This window comes from Desulfobacter sp. (assembly GCF_050177295.1).
In genome coordinates, this window is record NZ_JBFXHE010000003.1 from 14,431 (window position 1) to 39,282 (window position 24,852).

Sequence of the window (24,852 nt, forward strand, 5' to 3'; positions counted from 1 at the left end):
CGATCCGGATGGACGAGTTTTTTTATCAGATGATCGCTTATATCCGTTCCGGCGGGGTGGTGATGGTGCCCATTTTGTGCGTTTCCCTCGTGATGTGGATACTGATTTTCAACCGCCTGTTTTTCCTGCATCGCCTGTATGTGAAAAACATGCCCAGGGCCAGGGCCGGGGAACTGGTCCGGGACAACCTGTGGCCCGGAAAGAGGTATAAGGGGGCCAATGCTTTTCTAATCAGGGAATTTCTGTCCCGGCGCAGCCCGGTGCCGGACCCGGATCTGGACGAGCGTATTCTTGATGAAACGGTTATGGCCCTGACCGCCTCTTTGGACCAGTACCTGGCCCTGATCGGTGTGCTCTCTGCCGTGGCGCCGCTCATGGGACTTTTGGGCACGGTGGTGGGGATGATGGAGACCTTTGATGTGATCACCGTATTTGGCACGGGCAATGTCCGGGCCATGGCCTCGGGGATTTCAGTGGCCCTGGTGACCACCCAGACCGGGTTGATGATCTCCATACCCGGGCTTTACATGAGCGGGTGGCTGAACCGGCGTGCCTCAAACCTCAAGTACCGCATCGCCTCCACAGCCATGTATCTTAAACCCTTTATCCGCACCAGGAGTGTTTCATGCTGAATATATCCGCATCCAGGCGGGCCGCAAAAAAGACCCTTGAACTGAATATTGCGCCCCTGATCGATATGGTGTTCATCCTTTTGATCTTTTTTCTGGTCACCACCTCCTTTGTCAAGGAGACCGGGGTGGATATCTCCCGGCCCACGGCCAGTACGGCTGTGGCAAAAAACAAAGCCACCATTCTCATCGGCATCACCCGGGACAATACCGTTCACCTGGACCGCAGGGAGATGGATGTCCGGGCCGTGCGCTCGGGCGTTGAACGGGCCATGGCTGAAAATCCCGAAGCCGGCGTGGTGATTGTGGCGGACAAGGAGAGCAGAACCGGCCTTGTCATTTCGGTTATGGATGCCTGCAAGCTGGCCGGGGCTGAAAATGTGGCCCTTGCCGCAAGCCTGCCCGAGGGTGAATAAATGGCCGGTACTGCCCGGATTTCATACCGGGAAGGGTCTCGCAGATTTCAGCCGGGTACTGTTCTGGTATGGATTTCGGCCATTGTTCTGGCCCTGGGGCTTAATCTGTTTATCTTCGGGATTATGCCGACCTTGATCCAAGGGGTACCCGATGCACCGGATGGCGCGGAACTTATCCAGGCCATCCAGGTCATCCGCATCAAGCGCCCGGATACGCCGCCGCGCAAAAAAGAACCGCCCAGGCCGCCTGAACAGCCCAGGGAAGTGGCATCAGCCACAAAAATCATACAAAAACAGATTCAAAGACCCACCTTTGCCAGGCCGAATCTGCCTGTGACGTTAAACCCTGACCTGCCCAAGCTGCCCAGCAATATTGCCCTGGACCCGCTATCAAATTTTTCCATGAAAATGGAAATGCCCCAGGGCTTGTTTTCTACCTCAGAGCTGGACCAGCCCCTGCAGCAGCTTGTCCGGTTGCCGCCATCCTATCCCATGCGTGCCCGCAGGCTGGGCATTGAAGGCTGGGTAACCGTGGAATTTATTGTTACCAGGGAAGGCCGGGTACGGGATATCAAGGTGGTGGAGGCTGAGCCCAAGGGTGTGTTTGAATCCAGTGTAACCCAGTCCGTATCCCAGTACCGGTTCAAACCGGGAACCGTGGACGGTAGCGCCGTGGAGGTTCGTGTCGTGACCACCATCCGGTTTAAAATGGAGGAGTGATGGCCAGATTGTTGTGGGTTTGCCTTGTTTTTTTTGTGGTGTTTTCTCCCTGTACGCTGCCGGCTGCCGGCCAGGAAGGCGATGCGCTGCCGGTTGCCGCAGGTATGTGTGCAAACAAGGCTGCAGGGCTCATGGAAAAGGGAAGCTATGCCAAAGCTGTCCAGGAGATTGAATTCTTCCAGGCCAAGGCAAAAACCGTTGATCCTGATACAGCCCGCCAAAAGGGATATACTCACTATTACCTGGATTTTCTTGTGGGCAACTGCTGCATGATGATGGAAAAACAGGGGGCAGGCCACGTGAAAAAAGCAGCCTCTGCCTATGAGCGGGCCGTTAAAAAATATGACGGGTTTTACCAGGGCTGGCTGAACCTGGGCCAGTGCCGGTATACCCTTAAGCAGATGGACAAGGCTGCCCGGTCCTTTATCCGGGGATATGATGCTGCCCCGGAAAAAAAGGGAGCGTATCTTTATCAGGCTGCGGCATGTTATTATTTTAACACCGATTATCAAAATGCCCTGAATGCCTTTAACCGGCTGCTGAAAAACCATCCCGCCGACATGACCCTTGACAGAAAAGAGGTTCTGGTCAACATCCTGTTTGCCCTCAAAAAAAACCGCCAGGCCCTGCCATATCTTAAGGAACTGGCCGAAAAATCCAACGCAGATAAAAAACGGACCTGGCAGGAGGTGCTGCTGCACCAGTACATGGAACTTGGCATGGATAAACAGGCCGTGGATTATGCCGTCGCACTGACCCGGCAGGAACCTGAAGAGCCCAAGTGGTGGCGGGCCCTGGCCAACATCCATTTGAATAAAAACCGCCTTGAAAAAGGGCTTGAAGCGTTCATGATTTACAGTTTCACAACGCCCTTGTCTGCATCCGAAACCAAGCTTTTGGCAGACCTGTATGCCGGGTGCAACATTCCGTTGGAAGCGGCCAGGGTGTATGAAGAGTGGCTGAGACGGGTTCAGAAAGATCCGGCCAATATCTCCTCTGCAGGACGGAAACAGATGACAGACCGTATCCTTGCCATAGCCCGGGCCTACCAGCAGGGCCGGGATTATCAGGCAGCCCTTAAATGGGCGGACAGAGGCCTTGCCCAGGGGTGTGATGCAAGGCTTCTGGCCTTTAAGGCAGACCTGCTGTTCCGGGAAAAAAAATACAACGCCGCATATATCGCCTATAAGGAACTGGCCGGGGGCGGACCCTCGCCAGGGCGGTCATGGCTCATGGCCGGATATGCAGCCCTGAGCAGCGATAATCCCCAAAAAGCAAAACAGGCCTTTTCCCTTGCCTGTAAATGTCCCAGGGAAAAACCGGCGGCTCTGGCTGCCCTGGAACAGATCCGGGCCATGCAGACGGCAGAAGAAAATTAAGAGAGATCCCCGGCCCTTTGATTTTCCCGATTGCGTCACTTCAAAGATTCTGATTATAAAGGATTTGGGGGATCATGCTTAACTATTTTAATTTATTTTGAAACATTTCAGATCCTGTCCTGAGATTGTGACAAAAAACAGGACAGAGAATTCATGTTCAATGGTCAAGAAGCCTGAAAAATAGGGACGGACCAGAAAGCCGAATCAATGGCCTTCCCCAATCCGTTATAATCAGGCGGTTGTCATGTCACTCCAGACCAAATTCGGCGTATGAACAGCCATTGACAATTCAGACCCAGGTTCTTAAACTCAAATATCATCACTTACCCGAACCAGCCCGACAGCGACCTTTTAAAGGAGAAGAAATGAGAGCAACCCACTATACAGATATCCCAGGTAAACAAATGAATAACGACATGGTCAAACATGTCACGGGCCGTGTGCTCATCGGCAGGGAAGACGGGGCCAGAAATTTCTGCATGAGAAGATTTGATGTTGAGCCCGGGGGCCATGCGCCCCGGCATACCCATGACTGGGAGCATGAGATTTATGTGGTTGAGGGCAACGGCGAGGTGCTCATCGGGGACCAGTGGCATGCCATTTCCCCGGGGACCGCGGTCTATGTACCCCCCAATGTTGACCACCAGATAAAAAACAGCTCGGATGGACACCTTGCCTTTCTGTGCCTAGTGCCGTCGCCAGCCCCGGAGATGTAGATGAACGCGCCCAGAACCTGTGTCAGCCCCCGGGGACGGTTTGTGGTGGGAATCCACGAACCTGAATTTGCTGTGGATAATTTCAGGCAGACGATCACTGAAGAGGTGCTTGGCCGCCTTCCCGACGGCGGGCCTGTGGAAAATCTGGGCAATTACCCCCAGGGGCAGATCCGGGCAGATGCGGCTGACCGGATTTACGAAATCGCCAATGCATTTCCCTTCAGGGGAAGCACCTTTATTAACTCGGCCTGGGCGGACCGCAAGGCAGAGCACCCTGGGACCATAAGTCTTCCCGCCCGGCCGGAGTGTTCCTTAACCGCTTGTCTGGAACAATGGCAAAAGGAAAAGCGTGTGCAGACAGGGCCTGTGATCCAGGTGCTGGAACTGCTTCCCCGCCCCCTGAAACTGGCCCTGGCCCAGGCATCCACGGACCCGGAGGAACTTTGTGCCCTTGCCGGTCTTGCCTGCGACTTTGTGTATGATAACGGTGGGGACCATCCGCCCACTGGCGTTGCTTTTGAAAAGGATGTCAAGGGCAGGGCCTTCCCGGTCATCCACGACCATGATCTCTATGATGTGCTTGGCAACAATCCGGCCCTGCCCGATGCATATAAAGAGGTGATGGTGCTCAAACCCGGCATCCAGGGGAACAGCCCCATTGTGGGAGAAAGCCTGGATAACACCCATGTTTTTGAATATATGCGAGCCAACTCATATATCCCCTGGGGTCATTATGCCGACAACATGGCCAATGATCAAATCCGCTACCGGGCCAATGACCTGACCCCTGCTGACATGGCAGGTATCCGGCATCTGTATTATCAGCGTATCTATGTCCGCGTCGCCCGAATGCTGGGGATAAAACTTCCGGCAACAGGCCGGTCCCTGTCCACAGATGAACTGGAAGCCCTGCGCATGGAAATCATGGAGACCATCTCATCGGGTGATCACAATCCATTGGACAGTGATCCGCCTTTTTTCACTGGGGCGTTATGGGGGTGGAATTTCGGATTTGGATTTGCCCAGTCCGGACACCGGCTGCATGCCTCCCACCAAATGATCCACCAGCAAAACGCCATGATTCCGGAAAGCATTCTGGACAGTGACGGCAACCCGTATCCCTGCTTTGCCTGCGGGGATCTTGTGGCCGATTTTATCCGGGATTACAAAGCAGCCCACAATACAGATTTTTTTAACGCCTTTATCACGGCCATTGAAAACAACCGGCGAACAGACATGAACCCGGATGGCCCCAACGCCCTGAAGATCTGGGAAAATGAAAAGGTAATGCTGTTTGCCCCCAAGGCCCAGGTCAGTGAATGGGAGCTGATGCTGATGACCAAAGCCCCTTGCCCCCATGTGCTTTCCGCTGATACCGCAACCCGCAATGCTCTGGACACCGGCATCCGCATGGCTGTCCAGACCCTGGAAACCTTAGGGGCACAGATGGTCACAAGCGTGGAATTTTCAGGCCGGTTTAACAGCCCGGTCACAGAACAGCACCTTGTGTACTCGTTTATCCCGCGTCTGCCCTATGCGCCGGGCACCTTTTCCGAGGCCCAGATGCGTTTTATCGGGGGATGTTTTCCCGAAGATTTTGCCTTTGCCTGCCGTAAGGCGTTATCATCCTGATGGCTGAATAAAAATAACAAGGACGATCCTTTTGCCCGGGAAGAGGTTCTCAAGGGAATATCACCGGATAAATACCAGCGGTTCGATCAATCCTATAACCTTGAAGATCTTATCAAAAATAGAATGCAAGCACTTTTCCCTTAAATCCAAACCCGTTCAAAAAACAGCAAGGAGGCCGCCCATGGGAACCGACAACCTGATTTACCTTGAAATACTGGAGTGGTTTGACGAAACCGGCCAGGCACTGGTTCACCGTCTGCCTGAAAAAGGCTCCGGCGAAATCAAATTCGGGGCCCAGCTCATTGTCCGGGAGAGTCAGGCCGCAGTCTTCTTCTACCAGGGAAGAGCCGTTGGCGCCTTTGGTCCCGGCCGGCACACCTTAAAAACCGCCAACATCCCCATTCTGACAAAAATCGCAAGCCTTCCCTGGGCCATGGAGAGCCCTCTGAAAGCAGAAGTATACTTTATCAACTTAAAAACCTTTACCAACCTGAAATGGGGAACCCGGGACCCGGTGGCATTCAAGGACAAATCTCTTGGCCTGGTAAGGCTCAGAGCCTTTGGTGTCTTTAACTTGAAAATTGTCCAGCCGGTCCTGTTCGTCAATACCCTGGCCGGTACCCAGGGCATTTATGCAAGTTCTGATATCAGCGATTACCTCAACCAGGTGGTGGTATCCAGGTTTAACGACTATATTGGAGAGAAGGTATCCTCTATTTTTGACTTACCGGAACATTACGATGAACTGGGCAAAGGCTTGGCCCAAAGGCTGCATGAGGATTTCAAAGGATTCGGACTGGATCTGACCCATCTTTACATCAATGCCATCACCCCGCCCCCCGAGGTCCAGCAGGCCATTGACGACAAAAGCCGGTTAGGGTTGTTTGATGACATGAACAAATTGATGCAGATGAAAACTGCCATGGCTATGGAAAAGATTGCTGAGAACCCGCAGGGCATTGCCTCGGACGGAGCCCAGGCAGGATTAGGCTTAGGCATTGGCATGATGCTGCCCGGCATATTTTCCCAGCAGATGCCTTCCCCGGCAGGACAGCCGTCAGACCAGGCCGCGTTGGCCACAGTCTGCCCGGAGTGCCAGAACCAGATTCCCCTGGACGCAAAATTCTGTCCCCAGTGCGGTCACCAGCAGGTGATCTTTGCCCGGTGCCAGTATTGCGGCAAAAACATCACACCTAGCACAAAATTCTGCCCCGGATGCGGAAAACAGGTCATGGAAAAGATAAAAGAAAAAACCTGCGGCAATTGCGGGGCAAAAAATCTGCCTGGTGCACTTTTCTGCAACCAGTGCGGAGAAAAACATTAGCTACGCGGTCCAGCATCAATGCCCCCAGTGCGGGGCAGCGGAGATTCACTGCTCCTGGTATGCCGGAACTGCCACTGCCTGTGGCGGGCCAGGGGGGAGAAACTTGCAAAAATCAAATTCAGTGCCGCAGCCCCTGCCCACAAGGATGACATCATGGTGCCGTTCTGGCGGATCAGTGCCAAAATCTCGCCCATAAACCTGTCCAGCCATGCGGATCTGGCCCGGAGGGCAAACCTGCCACTGGCAATTCCCCGGGAATGGGAGAAAAAACCGGTGCATTTCTGGAGTCCGGGATTTAAGGTACGTCCCAACATTTTTTTACGGCTCCTGGGTCAGATGACCTCAGCCCAGTTGGAACCGGGCCTGTCCCAAACCATTGAAGACAATGTGTACCAGCCCGTAAACCTGCCCGCTTCCGAGGCCATCCAGACCATTCGCATTACCATGGCCGCCCTGCTGAAGCCCAGAAAAGAGACCCTTGAAATTTTACCCGGGACTGACGTGGTTCCCCAAAGCGTATCCCTGGTTTTTCTGCCCTTTAAATCCACCCACCATGATATTATCCAACCGGATTTGGGGATTGCCATCAATAAAAATGCCCTGGCATTGTCCGGCAACCTGTAACCGGCCTTTTGCCGGTATTGCACAAACAGCCCATGGCTGATACAACACCCGGGAACCCACAATCAAGCCCATGGTGATAACATGAAAATTCAGTGGACAGGCACAGCCGGTTTTAAAATCCAGTCCCGGGACGCTTCATTTCTTATTGATCCCTATCTGAGCCGGAATGCCCGGGCATGGCCGGTTCAGACAATAAAACCCAAGGATCTTGCACCGTTCTCCCACATTTTTGTTTCCCACGGACATTTTGATCATATCCTGGATATTCCGGACATTGTTAACCCTACGGACGCCCGAGTGGTGTGCTCCCCCGTTGTTGCCCGGACCCTGATAAAAATGGGCATGGCCCGCTCTCATCTGATGGAAATAAAAAATTGCGGAGATGACATCTGTTTTGCCCATATTCAAGCCACAGCTTTTTTCAGCCGTCACATCCGCTTTGATGCCAAGCTTTTAATCTCCACATTGATACGCGCAGGAAAACAGATCAAAAACATACTGCCGTTGCTGAAAAATTACCCCTGCGGCCAGGTTTTAAGCTGGCGGTTTAAACTTGAAGGCAAACGCATTCTTTTCTTTGGCACCGGCGGGTCCACCCGTGCGGAACTTGAGATGCTGGCAAAAGATCCTGTGGACCTCCTGCTTGTGCCCCTCCAGGGCCATTCGGATATCTGCGCCAGGGCCATGGCCTATGTAAAAGCCCTTAAGCCGGCATTTGTGCTTCCCCACCACCAGGATAATTTTTTCCCGCCGGTCTCCCGGGCCGTGGACATCACCCCGTTTATAAAACAGGTGAACCTGCAGTGCCCGGGGACAAAAATAGTGAGCATGGATTTTAATGACACGATTGAATTGTGATAAAACAGCAGCCAGCTTTGTCAACACGCCCGAAGACCTGGCCCGATATCTGCTCAGGCCCCTGACCATCGGTAACAAAACCATCTCCAACCGGATGGTTCTGGCCCCCATGGCAGGGCTGGGGCACATCGCGTTCAGGCAGCTTGTGACCCGGTTTTCAGGATTCGGCCTGCTGTTCACGGGCATGTGCTCTGCCAAAGCCGTTCCCCATGAAAACCCCGGGATATCCCATGTGTTTTCCTGGCGGCCCGAAGAACTGGGCCACACCGTATGCCAGATATTTGGGGCAGAACCTGAAATCATGGCCCGGGCTGCCCGGCGCGTTGAAGCCGAAGGGTTCTTCGGGGTGGACTTGAATTTCGGGTGTTCCGTTGCCGCAATCTGCAAAAAAGGATGCGGGGCCGCACTCTTGAAAACGCCTGATAAGGCGGTTGACATTGTATCTGCCGTCAGAAAGGCGGTGTCATGCCCGGTTTTTGTTAAATTCAGAACCGGCTGGCAGGATGACCCCAACTTCCCTGTAACCATGGCCCGGGCCTTTGAAAATGCCGGGGCAGATGCCCTGACCTTTCATCCCCGGGTGGCCCCGGACAGAAGAAGCCGAAGACCCAGATGGGAGCTGATCGGCAAAGTACAGAACGCTGTCACCATTCCCGTGTTTGGCAACGGGAACCTGTTTGCCCCCGAGCACGGGATCAGAATGGTCCGGGAAACCTGCTGCCAGGGGCTTTCCATCGGCAGAATGGCCGTGGCCCAGCCCTGGATTTTTGCCCAGTGGACAAAAGGCTTTAAACCGGAACCGTCCATTTATATGGAAACCGCCCTGGACATGGCAAGGCTGTTAAGCGGCTATTATGAGGACCGGTTTGCCCTGAAGATGTTTAAAAAATTTGCCCCGTATTTCTGCGCCAATTTCAAATTCTCCAACGCCATTTTAAAATCCCTGATACGGGCTGAAGATATGAATCAACTTTGTGGCAACATACAGCGCCTTCTGGACCCGCCGCCCCAGACATTACGCCTGCCCAATATCAATCTGTTCATTTGACAATCTTGTCTTTACCAAACAAATGCAGTAAAAAACAATGCACAAGGAGGAAACCCAAATGTGCATGGATAAAAAAATGGACAAAAAAAATTTTTTAAGAAAAATAACAGCCCTGGCTGCCGCAGGTTTAATTGTCGGCTGTGCAGGCTCGCCCAAACCGGAACCGCCGCAAACAGCCCTGGGAAAATGGAACAGCCGGACCATCAATGCAGACGGCAGCAAAGCGGACTGGCCCAGATCCGCCCCGCAATACAAAGACAGCAAAACAGACACAAAAATGTGGATCAGCAACAATGCCGAACAGATCTGTCTGCTGGCTGAAGTCAAAAATCCAGGAATAGCACGGCAGTTGACCCAGGACGGTTTAATCCTGTCCATGGAAACAGGAGAAAAAAATGCCAAGCCTTTTTCAATCCAGCTCAAAGGCCGCGCCCCCTTCAAACCCCGGGGCGGACCCGGGCATGGTCCGGATAAGGGGAACCCCGGGGATACACCGGATTCGCCGGCCATGGCCCAGGACAAACCGCCTGGATCCATGCCGGGCGTCAAACTGCCGGATACCCTGGTCGTGACTTATCCCTTCTCTTCGGGCCCCGTGACCATGTCCATGAAGGAGGCCCGGGTCACAGGTATAGCCCTTGGCCTGGCAGATGCAGACCGACACACCCTGATTTTTGAAGCGGTGATCAGCCTTGATGCAATATTTTTCGACGTACCCCGGATAGAAGGTTCAGTGATGAACATTGCCCTGTCAGCCCAAGGCAAGTCTTTTGCCATGAAACGGCGGGAAAGCCTGGAGGGCAACAAAGATGAGCGGTCCAAGGGAGTACCTCCCGGGGAAGGACCACCCGACCAGGGCGCTTCCGACACCAACCAAGGCCCTGAAAAACCCGATGACATGAAACAGACAGACGCGTCAGATGACGCCTTCAGGGCCTCAGTTCAAATTACCCTGGCCGGTCCTTTAGAATAAAACCCCAACACCTGGGTAAACAATGACACAAAACGATAAATTGGACCTGACACGATTTGAATGCTTAGGGTGCGGGGCTTGCTGCAGACAAAGCGGCCATGTTCGCCTGGACGCGAACGAACCTGATATCATTGCGGATTTTCTGAATATGAATGTCCTGGATTTTATAGAAACCTTCACCTGTCTGACCCGGGACCGCAAAGGGCTTTCAATCATTGATGCCTTTGACGGGGCCTGTATTTTCCTGGACAGCAATGGCTGCCGCATCCATCCTGTCAAACCGTCCCAGTGCCGGGATTTTCCCGTTAAATGGCGGTTTTCAGGTTTTTGCAAAATCTGTGGTTGGGCACGAAAAAACGGTTCGTCTTTAACAAGGAGGACTTAAAATAAAATGGTAAAAGAACTTGACTGCAGGAAAATGGATTGCCCGGCACCCGTGCTCGAAACAAAGAAATGCCTTGAAAGCGAAGGATTATCACATATCCGGGTGCTGGTGGACAATGATGCCGCCATTGAAAACGTCAGCCGGTTTTTAACCTATGCCGGTTTTGAAGTCGGTGTGGAATCCGACGGGGCCTTGTCTGTTGTGGAAGGCACCCGGGACCGGGCCGCTGCCGTAAAGCTGGCTTCCGGGCCGACAGGGCAGCCGGGACCCGCCCTAGAGTCATCCCCCAAAAACATCCCGGCAAAAATCATGGTGATGGCCGCATCCAACAAATTGGGTGTTGGGGATGATGAACTGGGCGCAAAGCTGATGATCAATTTCATCAAAACGCTTAAGGAGATGGGGAAGGATCTGTGGCGCCTGGTTTTTGTCAACCATGGCGTCACCCTTACCACGGGTGGCTCTGCAGTGCTTGATGAACTGCGCGCGCTTGAAGAATCAGGCGTCACCATTCTTGTGTGCGGGACCTGCCTGACCCACCTGGGACTGATGGAAAAAAAAGCCATTGGCCAGACCACCAATATGCTGGATATTATCACAGCCATGCAGCTGGCGGACAAGGTGATCAATCTCTAAGAGCCTGTTTGGTAATTAGGGAATCGAAGCGAAATTTCATGAAAATGAGAACCAATTTTCACAAATTTTCTGTTAATAGCCGGACTATTGGCATAAAATTTGGGGAAATTGGGGCCATTTTCATGAGATTGCAGCCGATTCATCAATTACCAAACAGGCTCTAAGGCCCATGGTCAAAAATATAACTTCTGAAATACCGCCAGAAACCGCAACACCAGTTCCTGATCCACCATGTGTTTGCTCTGGTCACCAATTGACTTTTTCAGATATTGGTCCTCGGCCAGTTCTTCGAGAAATTCCCGGATAGCTGACTGGGTCATGGCATTTCTGATTTCCTGGTTAGTAAGGACTAAGCCGCCATTCCTCACTAACCAGGAAATCAGATTGTCAGTAGCACGTTCATACTTCAGTAATAGCATGGAGCTCATACCATGCCTTATTCATGGGGAAATGAATTTTCCAAAATCTTGCCAGCCGACGACTTCAAATCCTTCTCGCTTGTAATTTTCGTTTCCCCCATAAACAAGGTATGAACGATGGATATTGTCCGTCAGGTTCCTTAAAAAACGAAGCCCTTTAAAAAAATCGGAACTGATGGTCTGGCCGGATTTTATTTCAATGGGAATTAATTCCTGGCCCCGGTCGCAGATGATATCGACCTCATTTCCCGTGTTATCTCTAAAATAATATAAATTGTCAGTCAACCCGGCGTTGAAACGCTTTTTCAACAACTCAGATACCACTAGGCCCTCGAATATTGGACCTCTTAAGGGGTGGGAGGCCATCTGGGTTTCATTCTGGATATCCAGAAGAAAAGAGACCAGTCCGGAATCAAGAAAATAAAGCTTGGGGGATTTAACAAGGCGTTTGTTGAAATTTTTGTAAAACGGCCGCAATAGTTTCACAATATAGCTTGCCTCCAATACACCGATCCATCGTTTTACCGTGGTGTGGTTGATGCCTGCATCATTCCCTAAACTGGTAAGATTTAGTATCTGCCCTGTTCTACCGGCACAAAGCTTGAGGAAAACTTCGAATTTTGAGAGATCCTGAATATTGATAAGTTGGCGCAAATCTCTTTCTACATAGGTGTTCACATAAAAAAGCATTGCTTCGGACGGATTTAGATTTTTATCGAAAATACGCGGATAAAATCCTGTATATAACGTGTTTTCAAGGGAAGAAAATGCTTTTTGGCCGTATGCCTCTTCAATGGAAAAAGGAAGAAGGCGGATCAGCGCTGTCCTGCCGGCAAGGGATTGGGAAAGGTGCTGCATCAACTCAAACTGCTGGCTGCCGGTAATAATGAACATACCTTCATGCTGGTGCTCATCAACAATTGTCTGAATGTAAGACAACAGGTCCGGTACTCGTTGGATTTCATCAATCACCGCACCATCCGGAAATTTGTTTAAAAACCCTTTGGGGTCGTTCAATGCAAACTGGCGGTCATCGATATTTTCCAGGGAAACATATGATTTATCCGGGAACAGCATTTTGCACAGTGTTGTCTTACCAGATTGCCGAGGCCCGGTAACAGTGACCACCGGATATTGTGATGCGAGCTGAAGGGTTTTATCTGAAACGGTTCTATGGATCATAGGCTGTGTATTTCTTACTTTTTTTTAGTTGTTACGATATATTATCGGAAAATGAGAAAGGGAACAAGAAAGATTTTACAAATTGATGATTTGAATCTCAAATTGGAAGAAAAGATAAACAGGCGGGCTCTATTTTGGGGTTACAAAAAAATCGTCAATGATGTGATCAGCCTTGAGCCGGTTGCCGTAAGACTGGGCACTTTTCTGGTCCGTGAACTCAGATACCCGGACCAGATACCAGGTTTGTCCCCCGCCATCTGTGGTTTTCATGGTGGCCTCTACTCCCTTTTGGGAAAGGGTTGACATATAATTGTCGGCATGTGCCTTTTTATGGTAGGCAGCCACCTGGATGGTAAAGGGTTTTGGAACCACGACCTTTATCTGCTGGGCCGGCTGCTCTGCCGTTTTAAACATGTGGGAAAGCGTGTTCCAGACAAAAAAAATCAGCCAGACGCCCAAGCAGGCAATCATGATGCCCCGCACCCGGCCCCACCATTTTTCCCGGGCCTGGATCAAATTTAAAACAGCGTATTTGGCTTTTCCGGTACTATCTGCGATAAAAGATCCACCCCCGGCCGCTTTTCTGCCGATTCCGGACACCAGGGCTGACATCCGGCCAAAAGTTTGCTTACTGGTATAGATATTTTCTTCCGGCCGCCACCCTGCCGGACCCTCCTCAAATATCTGGTCACCCAGCCTTGCCAATTGGCCGTGGCCCCCTTGATCCTTGAGCGTAAATGTCTCCGGATCAACCCGTTCATCCCCAAGGGTAACCCATCCCGCTTCCGGCATTTCCGGCTCCGGCTCAGGATCCGGTGCAGGCGTATCCAGGTGTACAAACATCATGTCCCGGATCGTTTCAGCCCGGGCCTTATCCTGTTGTGATGCTTCTTTGTCTCCGTCTGTCATATCCAGGAAAGACCGGTACAGGCGCCTTGCAGAAAAATCCATCCTGCCCTGGTCCAAAAACAGCCCCACCAGTCTCCGGCAAAGATCAGGATCTGCATACCAGCTATCTGCCAACGCCGTAAGTATGGACTGAGTGAATGTTCCGGACATATCCTGATCCTGGATACGCTCAAGCCAGAACCGGGCAAGGCTCTCGTCTTTGGGATTTTGTGCCAGCCAGGCACTGGCTGCGCCCTGGATTTCCTGGCGCCGGCTGCCCGACGCCAGGTAAAACCGCGCCAGGGAAGAGGTGAGCATGGGCTCTGCCCGCCGCGCAGCCAAAGGCGATATCCAGGCGCTGTCATAGATCCGGACGGCCTGGATAAACTTTTTTTCAGCCCGGGTGGCAATACCGGAACGTTCCCACAACTGCGCTTCCCGGACCAGTCCCCTGATGCGCCAAAGCCCGGCAATATCCATGAATATACCCAGTCCCAGACCACAGAACACATACATCAGGGGGATAAATACCGAGGCAGGCATATCCGAAAGCCACCCGGACAACCGGGGAAACAAGATAAACCCTGAAGGCAGAACCATCAGGGTTGTCAGCCAGAACCGGACACTGATATGTCGGACAATGCGAATCATCTTAATATCCCCGGCAGGGGTTCTGGCCCTTTTTCAACGCCACACGAATGGTGCCGGAAGGGTCTGCCACGGGCTGCGGCGAATCGTCGCCACCATCCATATTCTGCCGGGATACAGCCGGACATCCCGTGGTCTTTCCCACGATTTCATACCGGATATCCGAAGGAATCAAAAAATCACGTTCCGGCTCACCGTTCATGGCCCGGATCATGAAATCCGTCCATATGGGCACGGCCCCTCGGCCCCCGGTAATCCCCCTGCCGTCTTTGTCGCTGAGTTTTTTCTTTTTGTCATACCCTGTCCATACGGACACGCAAAGGGACGGGGTAAACCCGGTGAACCAGGCATCATTATAATTGTCCGTGGTGCCTGTTTTCCCGGCTGCCGGCCGTTGGAACCCCAGGCGCCTGACATCCCTGCCCGATCCTGCGTCCACAACGCCTTCCATCATGTCCACCACCTGGAAAGCCGTTGCCGCATCCAATACCCTGCGGTCCTTGACAATATGCTCAAAAAGCACCCGGCCCCTTGCATCCTCAACCCGCCAGAACAAAAAAGGGTCATGGTAAATACCCAGAGAAGCCAATGTGGAAAACCCGGCTGCCATGTCCATGACACTGACGTCAGACGAACCAAGTGCCAAAGAGTATACGGATTTTAAAGGACTTTTTACGCCGCAGGCCGTTGCCACATCCACCACAGCAGCAGGCCCCACCCTTACCACCACCTGGGCGGCAATGGTGTTCACCGACTGGATCAGGGCCTGCTTAAGGATCATGGGCCCCCTGAAGGTTTTCTCAAAATTCCGGGGGTACCAGTCAGGCGCCCCGGTAACGGGAATGGCCACAGGCCTGTCCTGGAACACGGTGGCCGGGTGAAGCTTTCTATCCCTGAAAGCAGCATAGTATAAAAAGGGTTTAAATCCGCTGCCTGCCTGGCGTTTACTGTTCACGGCCCGGTTGAATTCACTGGCATAATAATCCCTGCCGCCCACCATGGCCTTGACCGCACCGCTGGCCGTATCAATCGCCACCAGGGCAGCCTGGGGTTTTTCTTTCACCTCTTTATCCAAGCCCATGAGTTCGTCAAGCCGGGCCATCCCTTCCGCCACAGCGGTACGGGCATCGGCCTGGAGTTTTGAATCCATGGTGGAATACACTTTTATGCCGCCATGATACACCACATCCTCACCGTAAATTTTCACAAGCTCCTGAATCAGGGCATCCAGGAAATAACTGCCGGTGCGGGCATCCTTGCGGCCATCGTGCAGTTCCGGGTGAACAGCATCGGTTTTGGCCGCCTGATCCGCCGAGATAAACCCGGCCGCCACCATGCTGTTTAACACCACCCGCCGCCGGGCAAGGGCCTTATCATAATACCGGAAAGGATTGTACTGGGTGGGAGCTTTGGGCAGGCCCGCAAGCAGGGCAGCTTCGGCCAGGGTCAGATCCTGGGCAGGTTTATCAAAATACATGCGGGCCGCCTTTTCAATGCCCTGGGCCCCGGCCCCGAAATGGATCTGATTGATATAGGCCTCAAGGATCTGCTCCTTGGTATTGGCCTGCTCAATCTGAAACGCCACCAGCATCTCCTTGAATTTGCGCTGCCAGGTTTTTTCAAAACTGAAAAACAGATTCTTGGCCAGCTGCTGGGTAATGGTTGAGGCCCCTTGAATCCGGCCGGGTTCAAACAGGGTAATATACAGGGCTTTAAAGGTACGCAGTTTATTTACACCATGGTGCTCAAAAAACCTGTGATCCTCGGTGGCCACAATGGCATTGAGAAAATCCGGAGATACCATGTTCAGGGAAACGGATGTCTTCTCGCCAAGGGCAATGAGTACCTGGCCGTCTGCGGCGTAGATCAGACTCTGGGGGGTTTCAATGATACGGCTTAACGGCGAGGGCAGTTTGGGCAGATCCTGGGAAATATGAAAAACCATGAGGCAGCCTGCCGCCACCATAATACCAACGGCAAGAAGCCCTGAATAGAACAGCAGGCGCACCAGGGAGACCAGCCATGAAAACAGCCGCATCAGCCTTCTCCCCTCAGCACCAGGGTCAACTGCCAGACTGCCCATTCCCGGGCTTTGACCTCCACCACCCGGGATTGTCCCAGGTGCCGGAATTCAAATCCCAGGCAGATAAAACCGTCCTGGGCGGAATTGCCCACGCCCACCCGGCCAAGGGAGCCTTTTTCAGATAAAAGATCCTGGGTATCCAGTATCAATTCTGATCTCATGTCCCCAGGCAGCCTTGAGACGGCTGTAAAGAAAAGAGAGGCTGGATAGATTCTGCCAAAAAATTCAGGGGCATTGTCCAGGGTTCCCGGAACCACGGCTTGGCCGCCGTCGTTCTCCAAAGCCTGGACATCCAGATCCACCTGCTGGACAACCCGATTCTGGGTATCAATGAAAAAAATTTTCATGCCGCCTATGCGGCCTTCGCAGAAAATCCGGTCGGTGGCACCGCCGTTGAGCAGCCACACCAGGCGCACCGGATCCACCACATCCCTGCGGCGATAGGGGGGTAAAGACAGATACAGCTCCCTGAACCGCTCCTTGTTCAGGTTGGCCCACTCTCCAGGCCCCAGCTTGGCAGCCAGATCCGCAAAGGAATCTGCCGTCCGCACTGTTCGTCCGGCACTTTCCCGGGCAAGGGCCATCTGGTCCAGGGATTGCAGCGCACTGACCATGTGCCGTCCCGCCTCCCAGATGGCACCTTTTTCAGGGCGGGCGTCATTGGTAAAGGAAAGATAATTGCCCACCAGACGCTCACACCAGTCAAAACGGAATTCAGATACAACAATAATGCAGGTCACCAAAAGAATGGCCAGATTTAAAACCGAACATATCCGTTTGAGCCACTCTGCCAGGGTCCCTGGCCCATGCCAGTTTTGCGCGCGCAGATTCATAACAGGACAAAGAGATGTTAGGCTTTGCCCACAGCCTTCATTGAATCGTTGAACACAGCATACATCTGTTCATGTTCGGACAGGGCCACGGCCAGAACATGATTCACCAGGGAAGAATCTTCCTGTTCAAGATCCTGGGATTTGATCACATAGTTTGCGCTCAGATTCAGGGCCGTCATGGCATTCCCGGTCTCAAAACCCGGACCGATCCGGACAAGACAGGTCTTGCGGCGAAGAAACATATCCATATTATTCATCTTGGCAGCCATGGCCTTGCCGGCGCCAAAGGCGTCATCTATCACCACCAGGGGGTAAACATAATATTCAAGATTTTTCACTGCCTGGGCCGGCGTTTCCGGGACATGGGCTGTAAAACCGGCATGTTCCAGTGCAGCCATGATCCGGTTGCGGCCAAGGCAAGGTGTCAGGCAGACCAGCGCCTTTTTCGCGCCGCCGGCCTTCAACTTGAACATATCATCCGGGCCCATGCCGGCTGTGTTCTGCTCAAAACCGGCACCCCCGGGGATTTTAGCCGATGCCTTGACCGGGACCAAGGCCCCGCATTGGGGACATTTGAATGAAAAATCCTTGTTTTTTGGTATCTTACCATCGGGCAGGTTTGCATTTCTGCCGCATGCCGGGCAAGCAATCTTCATAATAAGTAGTCGTCCTCCTCCTCGTCGTCCTCCCCATAACTGCGGTCAATCTCAAGGGACTGAATGCCACTGGTGGATTCCCCCCTGGCACTCTTGATCCGGTCAAGCCCCCTGCCCACAATATCTTTGCGTGACGCATAGGCCGTGGCCGTATTTTCGTCTATCTTTCCCTGTTCATACAAACTTACAATGAACTCGTCAAAGGAAATCATGCCCTGGGGCTTACCCGCCACAATAATATCATTAAAGGTCTTGCCTTCGGACTCTCCGTTTAAAATGGCATCCTTAACCCGCAGGTTGGTGGCCATAATTTCAAAGGCAGCCACCCGCCCACCACCCACCTTGGGCAAGAGCCGCTGGGCCACCACCCACCTGACAGTGTCGGCCAGACGGATGCGAACTTGCCTTTCCTCTTCTGTGGAAAACATGCCCAGCAGGCGGTTGATGGTCTGTCCGGCATCCACGGTGTGCAGGGTGGAGACCACCAGATGGCCGGTCTCGGCAGCGGCCAGGCCGATCTCAACCGTTTCCCGGTCACGCATTTCGCCCACCAGAATCACCTTGGGGGCCTGGCGCAAGGCAGCCCGCAGTCCCGAAGCAAAGGTGTCGAAATCCATACCCAGCTCCCGCTGGTTAAAGGTGGAGCGTTTCTGGGTATGCTGGTACTCTATGGGATCTTCCAGGGTAATCACATGCACGGATTTGGTCGCGTTGATTTTGTCTAAAAGTGCGGCAAGTGAGGTGGATTTACCAGAACCTGTGGCCCCTGTAACAAAGATGATGCCGTTCTTCTCCTCGGCCATTTTATGAAAACTTGCCGGCAGATTAAGCTTTTCAATGGTGGGGATGGTGGTCTCAAGTTTTCTTAATACAATGGCGTATTTGCCTGACCTGGAAAAGATGTTCACCCTGAATCTTGCCTTGGTGCCCAGCTGGTAGGACAAATCACAGCTGCCTTCCCGCAGCAGGGTTTCAATCTGTTTTCTGTCATTATTAATAAGATTGAGTGCCAGAACCTCGGTCTGAAACGGTGTCAGAATACTGAACCCCGAACCCAGATCAACGGCCGTAAGCTGGCCTGAGCTTTCCACCTGAAGGGGTTTTCCCGGTGTAATATTCAGGTCAGATACATTATCGTGGGAATCCAGCATGTTGGTAAGAATATAATCAAGCTGCTGTTTTTTCATGCCTTGCTCCTGTTATGTCACAAAACCGGCGATCACGCTTCTGTGAAATCCGCAGGCGGGTGTTTAAGAAACGGCCGGAACAATGATTTGTTATTGGACTTTGAATAAGCATCCTCGGAACTGATCTTCCCTTGTTTATACAGCGCCATGATGGCATCATCCAGAAGCTGCATCCCGAACTGCTTGCCGGTCTGGATCATGGAAGGGATCTGATGGGTTTTGGAATCACGAATAAGCGTTCTGACCGCAGGGGTTGCCACAAGGATTTCCATTGCAGCGCACCGGCCCTTTTTATCAACCCGTTTAAACAGCACCTGGGCCACGATGGCCCGAAGGCCGTCTGCCAATGTGGAACGGATCTGGGCCTGCTCGGTGCTGGGGAATACCTCAACAAGCCTGTCCACGGTTTTATGGGCACTTGATGTGTGCAGGGTGCCAAAGACCAAATGACCGGTGGAAGCCGCCTCAATAGCCAGGGAAATGGTTTCAAGATCCCGAAGCTCTCCCACCAGGATAATATCCGGATCTTCACGCAGGGCCCCGCGAAGCGCGGCGGAAAAGGTTTTGGTATGGGTCCCCACTTCCCGGTGGTTCACAATACAGCTCTGGCTTTTGTGAACAAACTCGATGGGGTCTTCCACGGTAATAATATGGTCTTTTCTGTTTCTGTTGGCCTGGTCAATGATGGCAGCAAGGGTGGTTGATTTACCGGACCCGGTGGGTCCTGTCACCAGTACAAGCCCCCGGGGCAGATCTGCCAGTTTTGAAATCACCGCTGGCAGCCCTAACGCTTCGGCAGTCATGATATCCGATGGAATTTCGCGGAAGACAGCAGCTATGCCGTTTTTCTGCATAAAAAAATTGGCCCTGTAGCGGGCAAGGCCTGGAATTTCATATCCGAAATCAACATCCCCGGTCTCCTCAAATTCCTTAATTTTTTCCTGGGAGGTGATTTCATAAAGCATGCCCCTCAGCTTATCATTGGTCAGCTTATCGTATTTAATTCGCTCAATGTCGCCGTGAAGCCTTAACGCAGGCTGCTGCCCCGCCGTCAGGTGCAGGTCGGACGCCCCTTGGTCATGCATAAGCTTAAAAAATGCATCAATTTCAGCCATTTTTGCCCCTTTTTTGTTGTTTGCCCCCTGAATGAGAATATTGGAAACACCTGTCCATAAAACAACACAGCCCTGTACGATAAGGACGTATAACCAGAAGCTTATTTAAAAGGAATCAGGCCCGCCGGATAAATTTCAGGGCCGCGTCTGATTCATCGGCCGCTTTGTTTTCTTCTTTGGTCATCTCGAGCAGCTTTGAGTGCGAATCAATCACCGAACTGATCTGCATTTCAAGCTGGAGACGCTGGCGTTTAAGTTCCGTAATATCACTGTGCAATTGGGAAAGACGTTTATGGGCCCGGTTCAGGATTTTTTCAGCCTCAACCTCTGCGTTGGCAATGGTTACCTGGGCCGATTTTTCAGCGTTCTCCCTCATCTGATCCAGTACTTTCTGGGACTGAATCATGGCATTTCTCATTGATTCTTCGCGTTTTCTATACCCCTGGTTTTCCAGATTCAGCCGGTAGTTTTCCTGCCTGAAATTTTCCAGGGCAGTTTCCTGGGATTCAAGTTCCCTTGCCACTTCTTCAAGAAAGGCATCCACTTCCTGTACATCAAAACCTCTGAAACGGGTGGAGAACTCTTTTTGTTTGATCACCAGTGGTGTAACGCCCATTAACAAACTCCCTTTAGATTCGGACCGTAATTTTTTTTCATCTGCGGTCCTTATCACATTGACCGGGCCAGGCCAACCAGGCTCTTTACAACAAAATTCTGCATAAAAATAATAAGTAAAAACACAACTATCGGGGACAGGTCCAGACCGCCGAAGGTCACGGGAAGATGTTTGCGGATCTGGTAAAACACCGGTTCCGTAGCCTTGCGAAGAAACCGGACGATTGGGTTGTACGGATCCGGATTCACCCAGGACAGCACGGCCGAAGCAATAACAATCCACATATATATATTTAAAGCATAATCAAGGACAATAGCAACAGCCATAAAGAAATTGGACAGTATCAGCATTCTAAATCACCATGGTTCAGGTTATTTTTATGGAACTTGTTACCGTGAACCAATTGAAAAGTCAAGTTTTTTTGACTTTTTCTAAACATTGCCGCAGTTAAGGAATTTTATACTAAAAATTATGATCCGCACCGTGCCACAAAACGCGAAATTTTCCTTCCCAAAAAACGGCGTGTCTGTTAGAAACACACTGACCGTTAGATATTTACCTTAAATTACCCTCAAAATAAAGATAAAGATACGTTTAAATCACTTTGAAACAATTAATTCGATTCATAAAAAAACTTTTTACCGGCCCCCCAAAAAAACAAATTCCCAGTATCACTATTCCAGAAACCCGGACGCCCGAACCGGCTGCACTGCCCCCTGACAGGGAAGCCAGGGCGGTTAAAACGCCCCAGCCCCCCCCAAAAAAACCGCGCTGGACCATAGAGAGCTTTCATATCCCCCCCCAGGAGGGCAAAACCCGGTTCCATGACTTTAAGCTTCCCACAGGGCTGATGCATGCCATCTGCGACCTTAATTTCAAATACTGCACAGAGATCCAGGCCCGGCTTCTTCCCCATACCCTTGACGGCCGGGATGCCACGGCCAAGGCCCAGACCGGAACAGGCAAAAGCGCCACCTTTATAATAGCCTTGATTAATCGGTTTGTACGCACATCTGTCAAGCGGGAAAAAAAGTATCCCAGGGCACTGATCCTTGCCCCCACCCGGGAACTGGTTCACCAGATTGAAAAGGATTTCAAGGAACTTGCCAAATATTCCCATCTTCGCATTGTCTCGGTTTTTGGCGGCACAGATTATCACAAACAGCAGACCCTTCTCACGGACAAACCCGTGGACGTCATTACAGCAACCCCGGGACGCCTTCTGGACTTTATCTCAAAAAAACTGATTAATCTGTCCAGGGTGGAGATTGTTGTCATTGACGAGGCAGACCGAATGCTGGACATGGGATTTATCCCGGATGTCCGCCGCCTGATTTACATGACACCCCACAAGGACAAACGCCAGACCCTTTTTTTTTCCGCCACCCTCACAGACGAGGTGCTCCGCCTGGCCGAATCCTGGACCCGGGATGCCGTGCGCATTGAAATTGATCCGGAACAGGCGGCTGCGGATAGCATCACCCAGATTGTTTATCTGACCACGGAAAAAAATAAGTTTAAAAATGTCTGCAATCTTCTGATCCGTGAAAAACTTGAACGGGTTATCATCTTTGTCAACCGCAAGGATACGGCCCGGTATCTGTCCGAAAAACTATCCAGGTATGGCCTGAACGCAGGGGTCCTGTCCGGGGATGTGGCCCAGGACAAACGGTTCAAGGTGCTCAACCAGTTTAAAACAGGAGATATCAATGTCCTGGTGGCAACGGATGTGGCAGCCCGGGGACTTCACATTGAAAACATCAGCCATGTGATCAACTATGACCTGCCCCTGGAACCCGAGCATTACATCCATCGAATCGGCCGCACCGGCAGGGCCGGCGCCACCGGCACCTCAGTAAGTTTTGCCGACGAAATGAGTTCGTTTCAAATTCCGAAAATTGAAGCGGTTCTTGGCCACAAGGTCAGCTGCGAATATCCCACAGCGGCTCTGGAGGCGGATCTGCCCGCACCGGTCCCATGTCCTCCAAAACAAAGGTTTAAACAGAATCAAACAAAAGGCGCCAATAAAGATAAAAAGCCTTACAGGAGACGGCAAAGACGGGCAAAAACAGCGGCTGCCAAAAACCAATGACCCGGTTGACACCCAATCAGGTTCAATGTAAAAACAACATGGTAATTAAATCCAATAAGCAATCACAAGGAGTAAAACCAGCATATGTTTGGTCTAGGAATGCCGGAAATTTTACTGATTCTGGCCATTGCCCTCATCGTCATAGGCCCTCAAAAACTGCCGGAAGTGGCCAAAACCCTTGGCAAAGCCATGGGGGAATTCAAGCGAGCTGCCCAGAATCTGAAAAATTCCATTGATATAGAGACAACAGTTAAAGAGGTCAAGCCAGAGCCTGTTAAAAACAAACTTAAAGACGTTATCACGGATATAACAGAGGACGATCCCAAATCCAAACCGCAGCAGACGGCCGCTGAAACCGAAAGCCCTGGCAGCCCTGAAACAAAAAAGGCCCCGGAATCATCACAGGGCAGTCCGGATGCAGGCACCCCGGCTAGACCTGAAACCGAAACAACGCCCCCAAAAGCATAAATCCATCAGGTATCTGACATGAGCGACCCGGAAGAAAAAAGTCCTTTTACCGAGCACCTGGGCGAATTGCGTGACCGCCTGATTCACTCATTTATTGCCGTGGGCTTAGGCTTTGTTGCGGCCTATTTTTTCAAGGAACAACTGTTTGAGATTCTGACAGCCCCCCTGGTAACTGCCATGGCAAAAAACGGCAATGCAAAACTGATCTATACAGGATTGCCCGAAGCCTTTTTCATCTATCTTAAAGTGTCTTTACTGGCAGGCATCACCCTTGCTACCCCGGTGCTGTTTTATGAATTCTGGATGTTTGTCTCCCCCGGGCTGTACCGGGAAGAAAAAAAATATATCCTGCCCATCATCATTCTATCGCTTATTTTTTTTATTGCCGGCGCCGCATTCGGGTATTTCATTGTTTTCCCCTATGGGTTCCAGTTTTTTCTTGGCTTTACCACGGAAACCATCCAGGCCATGCCCTCCATGAAGGAGTACCTATCCTTTGCATCCAAAATGCTCCTGGCCTTTGGTTTTGTTTTTGAGCTGCCCCTTGTGCTGACCTTTTTGTCCCGCATGGGACTGGTCACCCCAGCCTTTTTAAAAAAAAACAGGAAATATGCACTGCTTCTGTTCTTTGTGGTAGCAGCGATCCTCACCCCGCCGGATGTGATGAGCCAGATCATGATGGCCATGCCGCTGATTCTTTTATACGAAATCGGCATTCTCGGAACAAAAATTTTCGGCAAAAATTCTAAATCAGATGGTGAAAATGATGATGAAGGGGTCCACGGCAATTGATAGTCCTCCGCCAGTGCTTTTAACCAAAGATACGCCATTCTCAATAGCTCTGAAAACGCTCATATTGGTGTGTAATGGATCCACTGCAGACCAATCTTGAGCGGGAATTAAGAGTAAATCCGCTTATAATCATTCTTCGTATGGGCTGTATCCAGAGTCTCGTAATACGCCAGTCGATTTTCTACAGGAAGAACAACCGGTGGGAAACCACTTTTCATCAATTCCAGATTCATCAAAAGCCGTGATGTTCTGTCATTACCATCCACATTTTTCAGGATCAATTGGTGAATTGATTTAATCTGCCCCTCAGACAATGGCTCATTTTTTTGACCAGATCTTCAACGAAAAAAATGGCTTCCCTGTGGTTGATCGCTTCAAAGTGCTCCCGCATGGTTTTTCCACCAATTGTGATCCCTTCCAGAGCAACCTTGGTTTCTTTCAGTGTCAGCGTATTTCCTTCGATAGCGTTTGATGATAGGTCCAGCGAAGCACCAGATCCTCATGAAGATTAGAAACAGTCTCTGGTGTCAATG

Annotated in this window: 26 protein-coding genes; 16 read left to right on the forward strand and 10 right to left on the reverse strand. The window is 51.6% G+C overall.

Features of this window, described 5'->3' with window-relative positions; all coding sequences use genetic code 11:
• The first annotated feature begins 8 nt into the window (after positions 1-8).
• The 13 genes from AB7U36_RS00660 (at position 9) to yedF (ending at position 11,340) form a co-directional block, all read left to right on the forward strand.
• On the forward strand, positions 9-632 hold the full coding sequence (locus AB7U36_RS00660; protein WP_428157870.1) for a MotA/TolQ/ExbB proton channel family protein: 624 nt from the start codon (positions 9-11) through the stop codon (positions 630-632).
• Positions 626-1,045, forward strand: coding sequence for an ExbD/TolR family protein (locus AB7U36_RS00665; RefSeq protein WP_428157871.1), 420 nt, complete (start codon positions 626-628; stop codon positions 1,043-1,045). The genes AB7U36_RS00660 and AB7U36_RS00665 overlap by 7 nt, the downstream gene beginning before the upstream one ends.
• Complete coding sequence (locus AB7U36_RS00670) at positions 1,046-1,765, forward strand: energy transducer TonB (RefSeq protein WP_428157872.1); 720 nt, start codon at positions 1,046-1,048, stop codon at positions 1,763-1,765.
• A complete protein-coding gene (locus AB7U36_RS00675; protein WP_428157873.1) occupies positions 1,765-3,144 on the forward strand; it encodes a tetratricopeptide repeat protein in 1,380 nt (459 codons plus the stop codon). The genes AB7U36_RS00670 and AB7U36_RS00675 overlap by 1 nt, the downstream gene beginning before the upstream one ends.
• 365 nt (positions 3,145-3,509) lie before the next feature.
• Positions 3,510-3,860 carry a cupin domain-containing protein gene (locus AB7U36_RS00680; protein WP_428157874.1) on the forward strand — a complete coding sequence of 117 codons (351 nt, stop codon included), beginning with the start codon at positions 3,510-3,512 and terminating at the stop codon, positions 3,858-3,860.
• Positions 3,861-5,492, forward strand: coding sequence for a hypothetical protein (locus tag AB7U36_RS00685; protein WP_428157875.1), 1,632 nt, complete (start codon positions 3,861-3,863; stop codon positions 5,490-5,492). It begins immediately after the preceding gene.
• Between the two features lie 181 nt (positions 5,493-5,673).
• The gene (locus AB7U36_RS00690) at positions 5,674-6,816 is read left to right on the forward strand and encodes an SPFH domain-containing protein (RefSeq protein WP_428157876.1); all 1,143 of its coding nucleotides are present in this window, start codon (positions 5,674-5,676) and stop codon (positions 6,814-6,816) included.
• Positions 6,817-6,843: 27 nt separating this feature from the next.
• On the forward strand, positions 6,844-7,440 hold the full coding sequence (locus tag AB7U36_RS00695; RefSeq protein WP_428157877.1) for a hypothetical protein: 597 nt from the start codon (positions 6,844-6,846) through the stop codon (positions 7,438-7,440).
• 81 nt (positions 7,441-7,521) lie between these two features.
• Positions 7,522-8,298 (forward strand): MBL fold metallo-hydrolase, encoded by a 777-nt coding sequence (locus AB7U36_RS00700; RefSeq protein WP_428157878.1) that lies wholly within the window; start codon positions 7,522-7,524, stop codon positions 8,296-8,298.
• Positions 8,279-9,346 (forward strand): tRNA dihydrouridine synthase, encoded by a 1,068-nt coding sequence (locus tag AB7U36_RS00705; RefSeq protein ID WP_428157879.1) that lies wholly within the window; start codon positions 8,279-8,281, stop codon positions 9,344-9,346. Before AB7U36_RS00700 ends, AB7U36_RS00705 begins: the two co-directional genes overlap by 20 nt.
• Positions 9,347-9,422: 76 nt before the next feature.
• Positions 9,423-10,319, forward strand: coding sequence for a hypothetical protein (locus tag AB7U36_RS00710; RefSeq protein ID WP_428157880.1), 897 nt, complete (start codon positions 9,423-9,425; stop codon positions 10,317-10,319).
• A 22-nt stretch (positions 10,320-10,341) separates the two neighbouring features.
• The gene (locus AB7U36_RS00715; protein WP_428157881.1) at positions 10,342-10,704 is read left to right on the forward strand and encodes a YkgJ family cysteine cluster protein; all 363 of its coding nucleotides are present in this window, start codon (positions 10,342-10,344) and stop codon (positions 10,702-10,704) included.
• Between the two features lie 6 nt (positions 10,705-10,710).
• A complete protein-coding gene (gene yedF / locus AB7U36_RS00720) occupies positions 10,711-11,340 on the forward strand; it encodes a sulfurtransferase-like selenium metabolism protein YedF (RefSeq protein ID WP_428157882.1) in 630 nt (209 codons plus the stop codon).
• Between the two features lie 173 nt (positions 11,341-11,513).
• Here the strand turns inward: yedF and AB7U36_RS00725 are convergent, their stop codons facing one another.
• The 10 genes from AB7U36_RS00725 to AB7U36_RS00770 form a co-directional block, all read right to left on the reverse strand.
• A complete protein-coding gene (locus tag AB7U36_RS00725; protein WP_428157883.1) occupies positions 11,514-11,660 on the reverse strand; it encodes a hypothetical protein in 147 nt (48 codons plus the stop codon).
• A gap of 120 nt (positions 11,661-11,780) precedes the next feature.
• Positions 11,781-12,941 (reverse strand): ATP-binding protein, encoded by a 1,161-nt coding sequence (locus AB7U36_RS00730; protein WP_428157884.1) that lies wholly within the window; start codon positions 12,939-12,941, stop codon positions 11,781-11,783.
• A gap of 129 nt (positions 12,942-13,070) precedes the next feature.
• Complete coding sequence (locus tag AB7U36_RS00735) at positions 13,071-14,480, reverse strand: SPOR domain-containing protein (protein WP_428157885.1); 1,410 nt, start codon at positions 14,478-14,480, stop codon at positions 13,071-13,073.
• Position 14,481: 1 nt separating this feature from the next.
• A complete protein-coding gene (locus tag AB7U36_RS00740; RefSeq protein ID WP_428157886.1) occupies positions 14,482-16,515 on the reverse strand; it encodes a transglycosylase domain-containing protein in 2,034 nt (677 codons plus the stop codon).
• Entirely contained in the window at positions 16,515-17,393 is an 879-nt protein-coding gene (locus tag AB7U36_RS00745; RefSeq protein WP_428157887.1) for a hypothetical protein, read from the reverse strand. The genes AB7U36_RS00740 and AB7U36_RS00745 overlap by 1 nt, the downstream gene beginning before the upstream one ends.
• 17 nt (positions 17,394-17,410) lie before the next feature.
• Positions 17,411-18,049 (reverse strand): hypothetical protein, encoded by a 639-nt coding sequence (locus AB7U36_RS00750; protein ID WP_428157888.1) that lies wholly within the window; start codon positions 18,047-18,049, stop codon positions 17,411-17,413.
• Complete coding sequence (locus AB7U36_RS00755) at positions 18,046-19,236, reverse strand: type IV pilus twitching motility protein PilT (RefSeq protein ID WP_428157889.1); 1,191 nt, start codon at positions 19,234-19,236, stop codon at positions 18,046-18,048. The genes AB7U36_RS00750 and AB7U36_RS00755 overlap by 4 nt, the downstream gene beginning before the upstream one ends.
• A 32-nt stretch (positions 19,237-19,268) precedes the next feature.
• Complete coding sequence (locus AB7U36_RS00760) at positions 19,269-20,351, reverse strand: type IV pilus twitching motility protein PilT (protein WP_428157890.1); 1,083 nt, start codon at positions 20,349-20,351, stop codon at positions 19,269-19,271.
• A 115-nt stretch (positions 20,352-20,466) separates the two neighbouring features.
• Entirely contained in the window at positions 20,467-20,967 is a 501-nt protein-coding gene (locus AB7U36_RS00765) for a DivIVA domain-containing protein (protein ID WP_428157891.1), read from the reverse strand.
• A 53-nt stretch (positions 20,968-21,020) separates the two neighbouring features.
• A complete protein-coding gene (locus AB7U36_RS00770) occupies positions 21,021-21,317 on the reverse strand; it encodes a YggT family protein (RefSeq protein ID WP_428157892.1) in 297 nt (98 codons plus the stop codon).
• 254 nt (positions 21,318-21,571) lie between these two features.
• On the opposite strand from AB7U36_RS00770, the gene AB7U36_RS00775 reads away from it, so the two are divergent.
• From AB7U36_RS00775 to tatC, 3 genes are all read left to right on the forward strand, one after another.
• Positions 21,572-23,059, forward strand: a complete 1,488-nt coding sequence (locus AB7U36_RS00775) for a DEAD/DEAH box helicase (protein ID WP_428157893.1) — start codon at positions 21,572-21,574, stop codon at positions 23,057-23,059.
• Positions 23,060-23,143: 84 nt separating this feature from the next.
• Complete coding sequence (locus AB7U36_RS00780) at positions 23,144-23,527, forward strand: twin-arginine translocase TatA/TatE family subunit (RefSeq protein ID WP_428157894.1); 384 nt, start codon at positions 23,144-23,146, stop codon at positions 23,525-23,527.
• A gap of 18 nt (positions 23,528-23,545) precedes the next feature.
• Positions 23,546-24,319 (forward strand): twin-arginine translocase subunit TatC, encoded by a 774-nt coding sequence (gene tatC, locus AB7U36_RS00785; RefSeq protein WP_428157895.1) that lies wholly within the window; start codon positions 23,546-23,548, stop codon positions 24,317-24,319.
• Positions 24,320-24,852 lie beyond the last annotated feature (533 nt).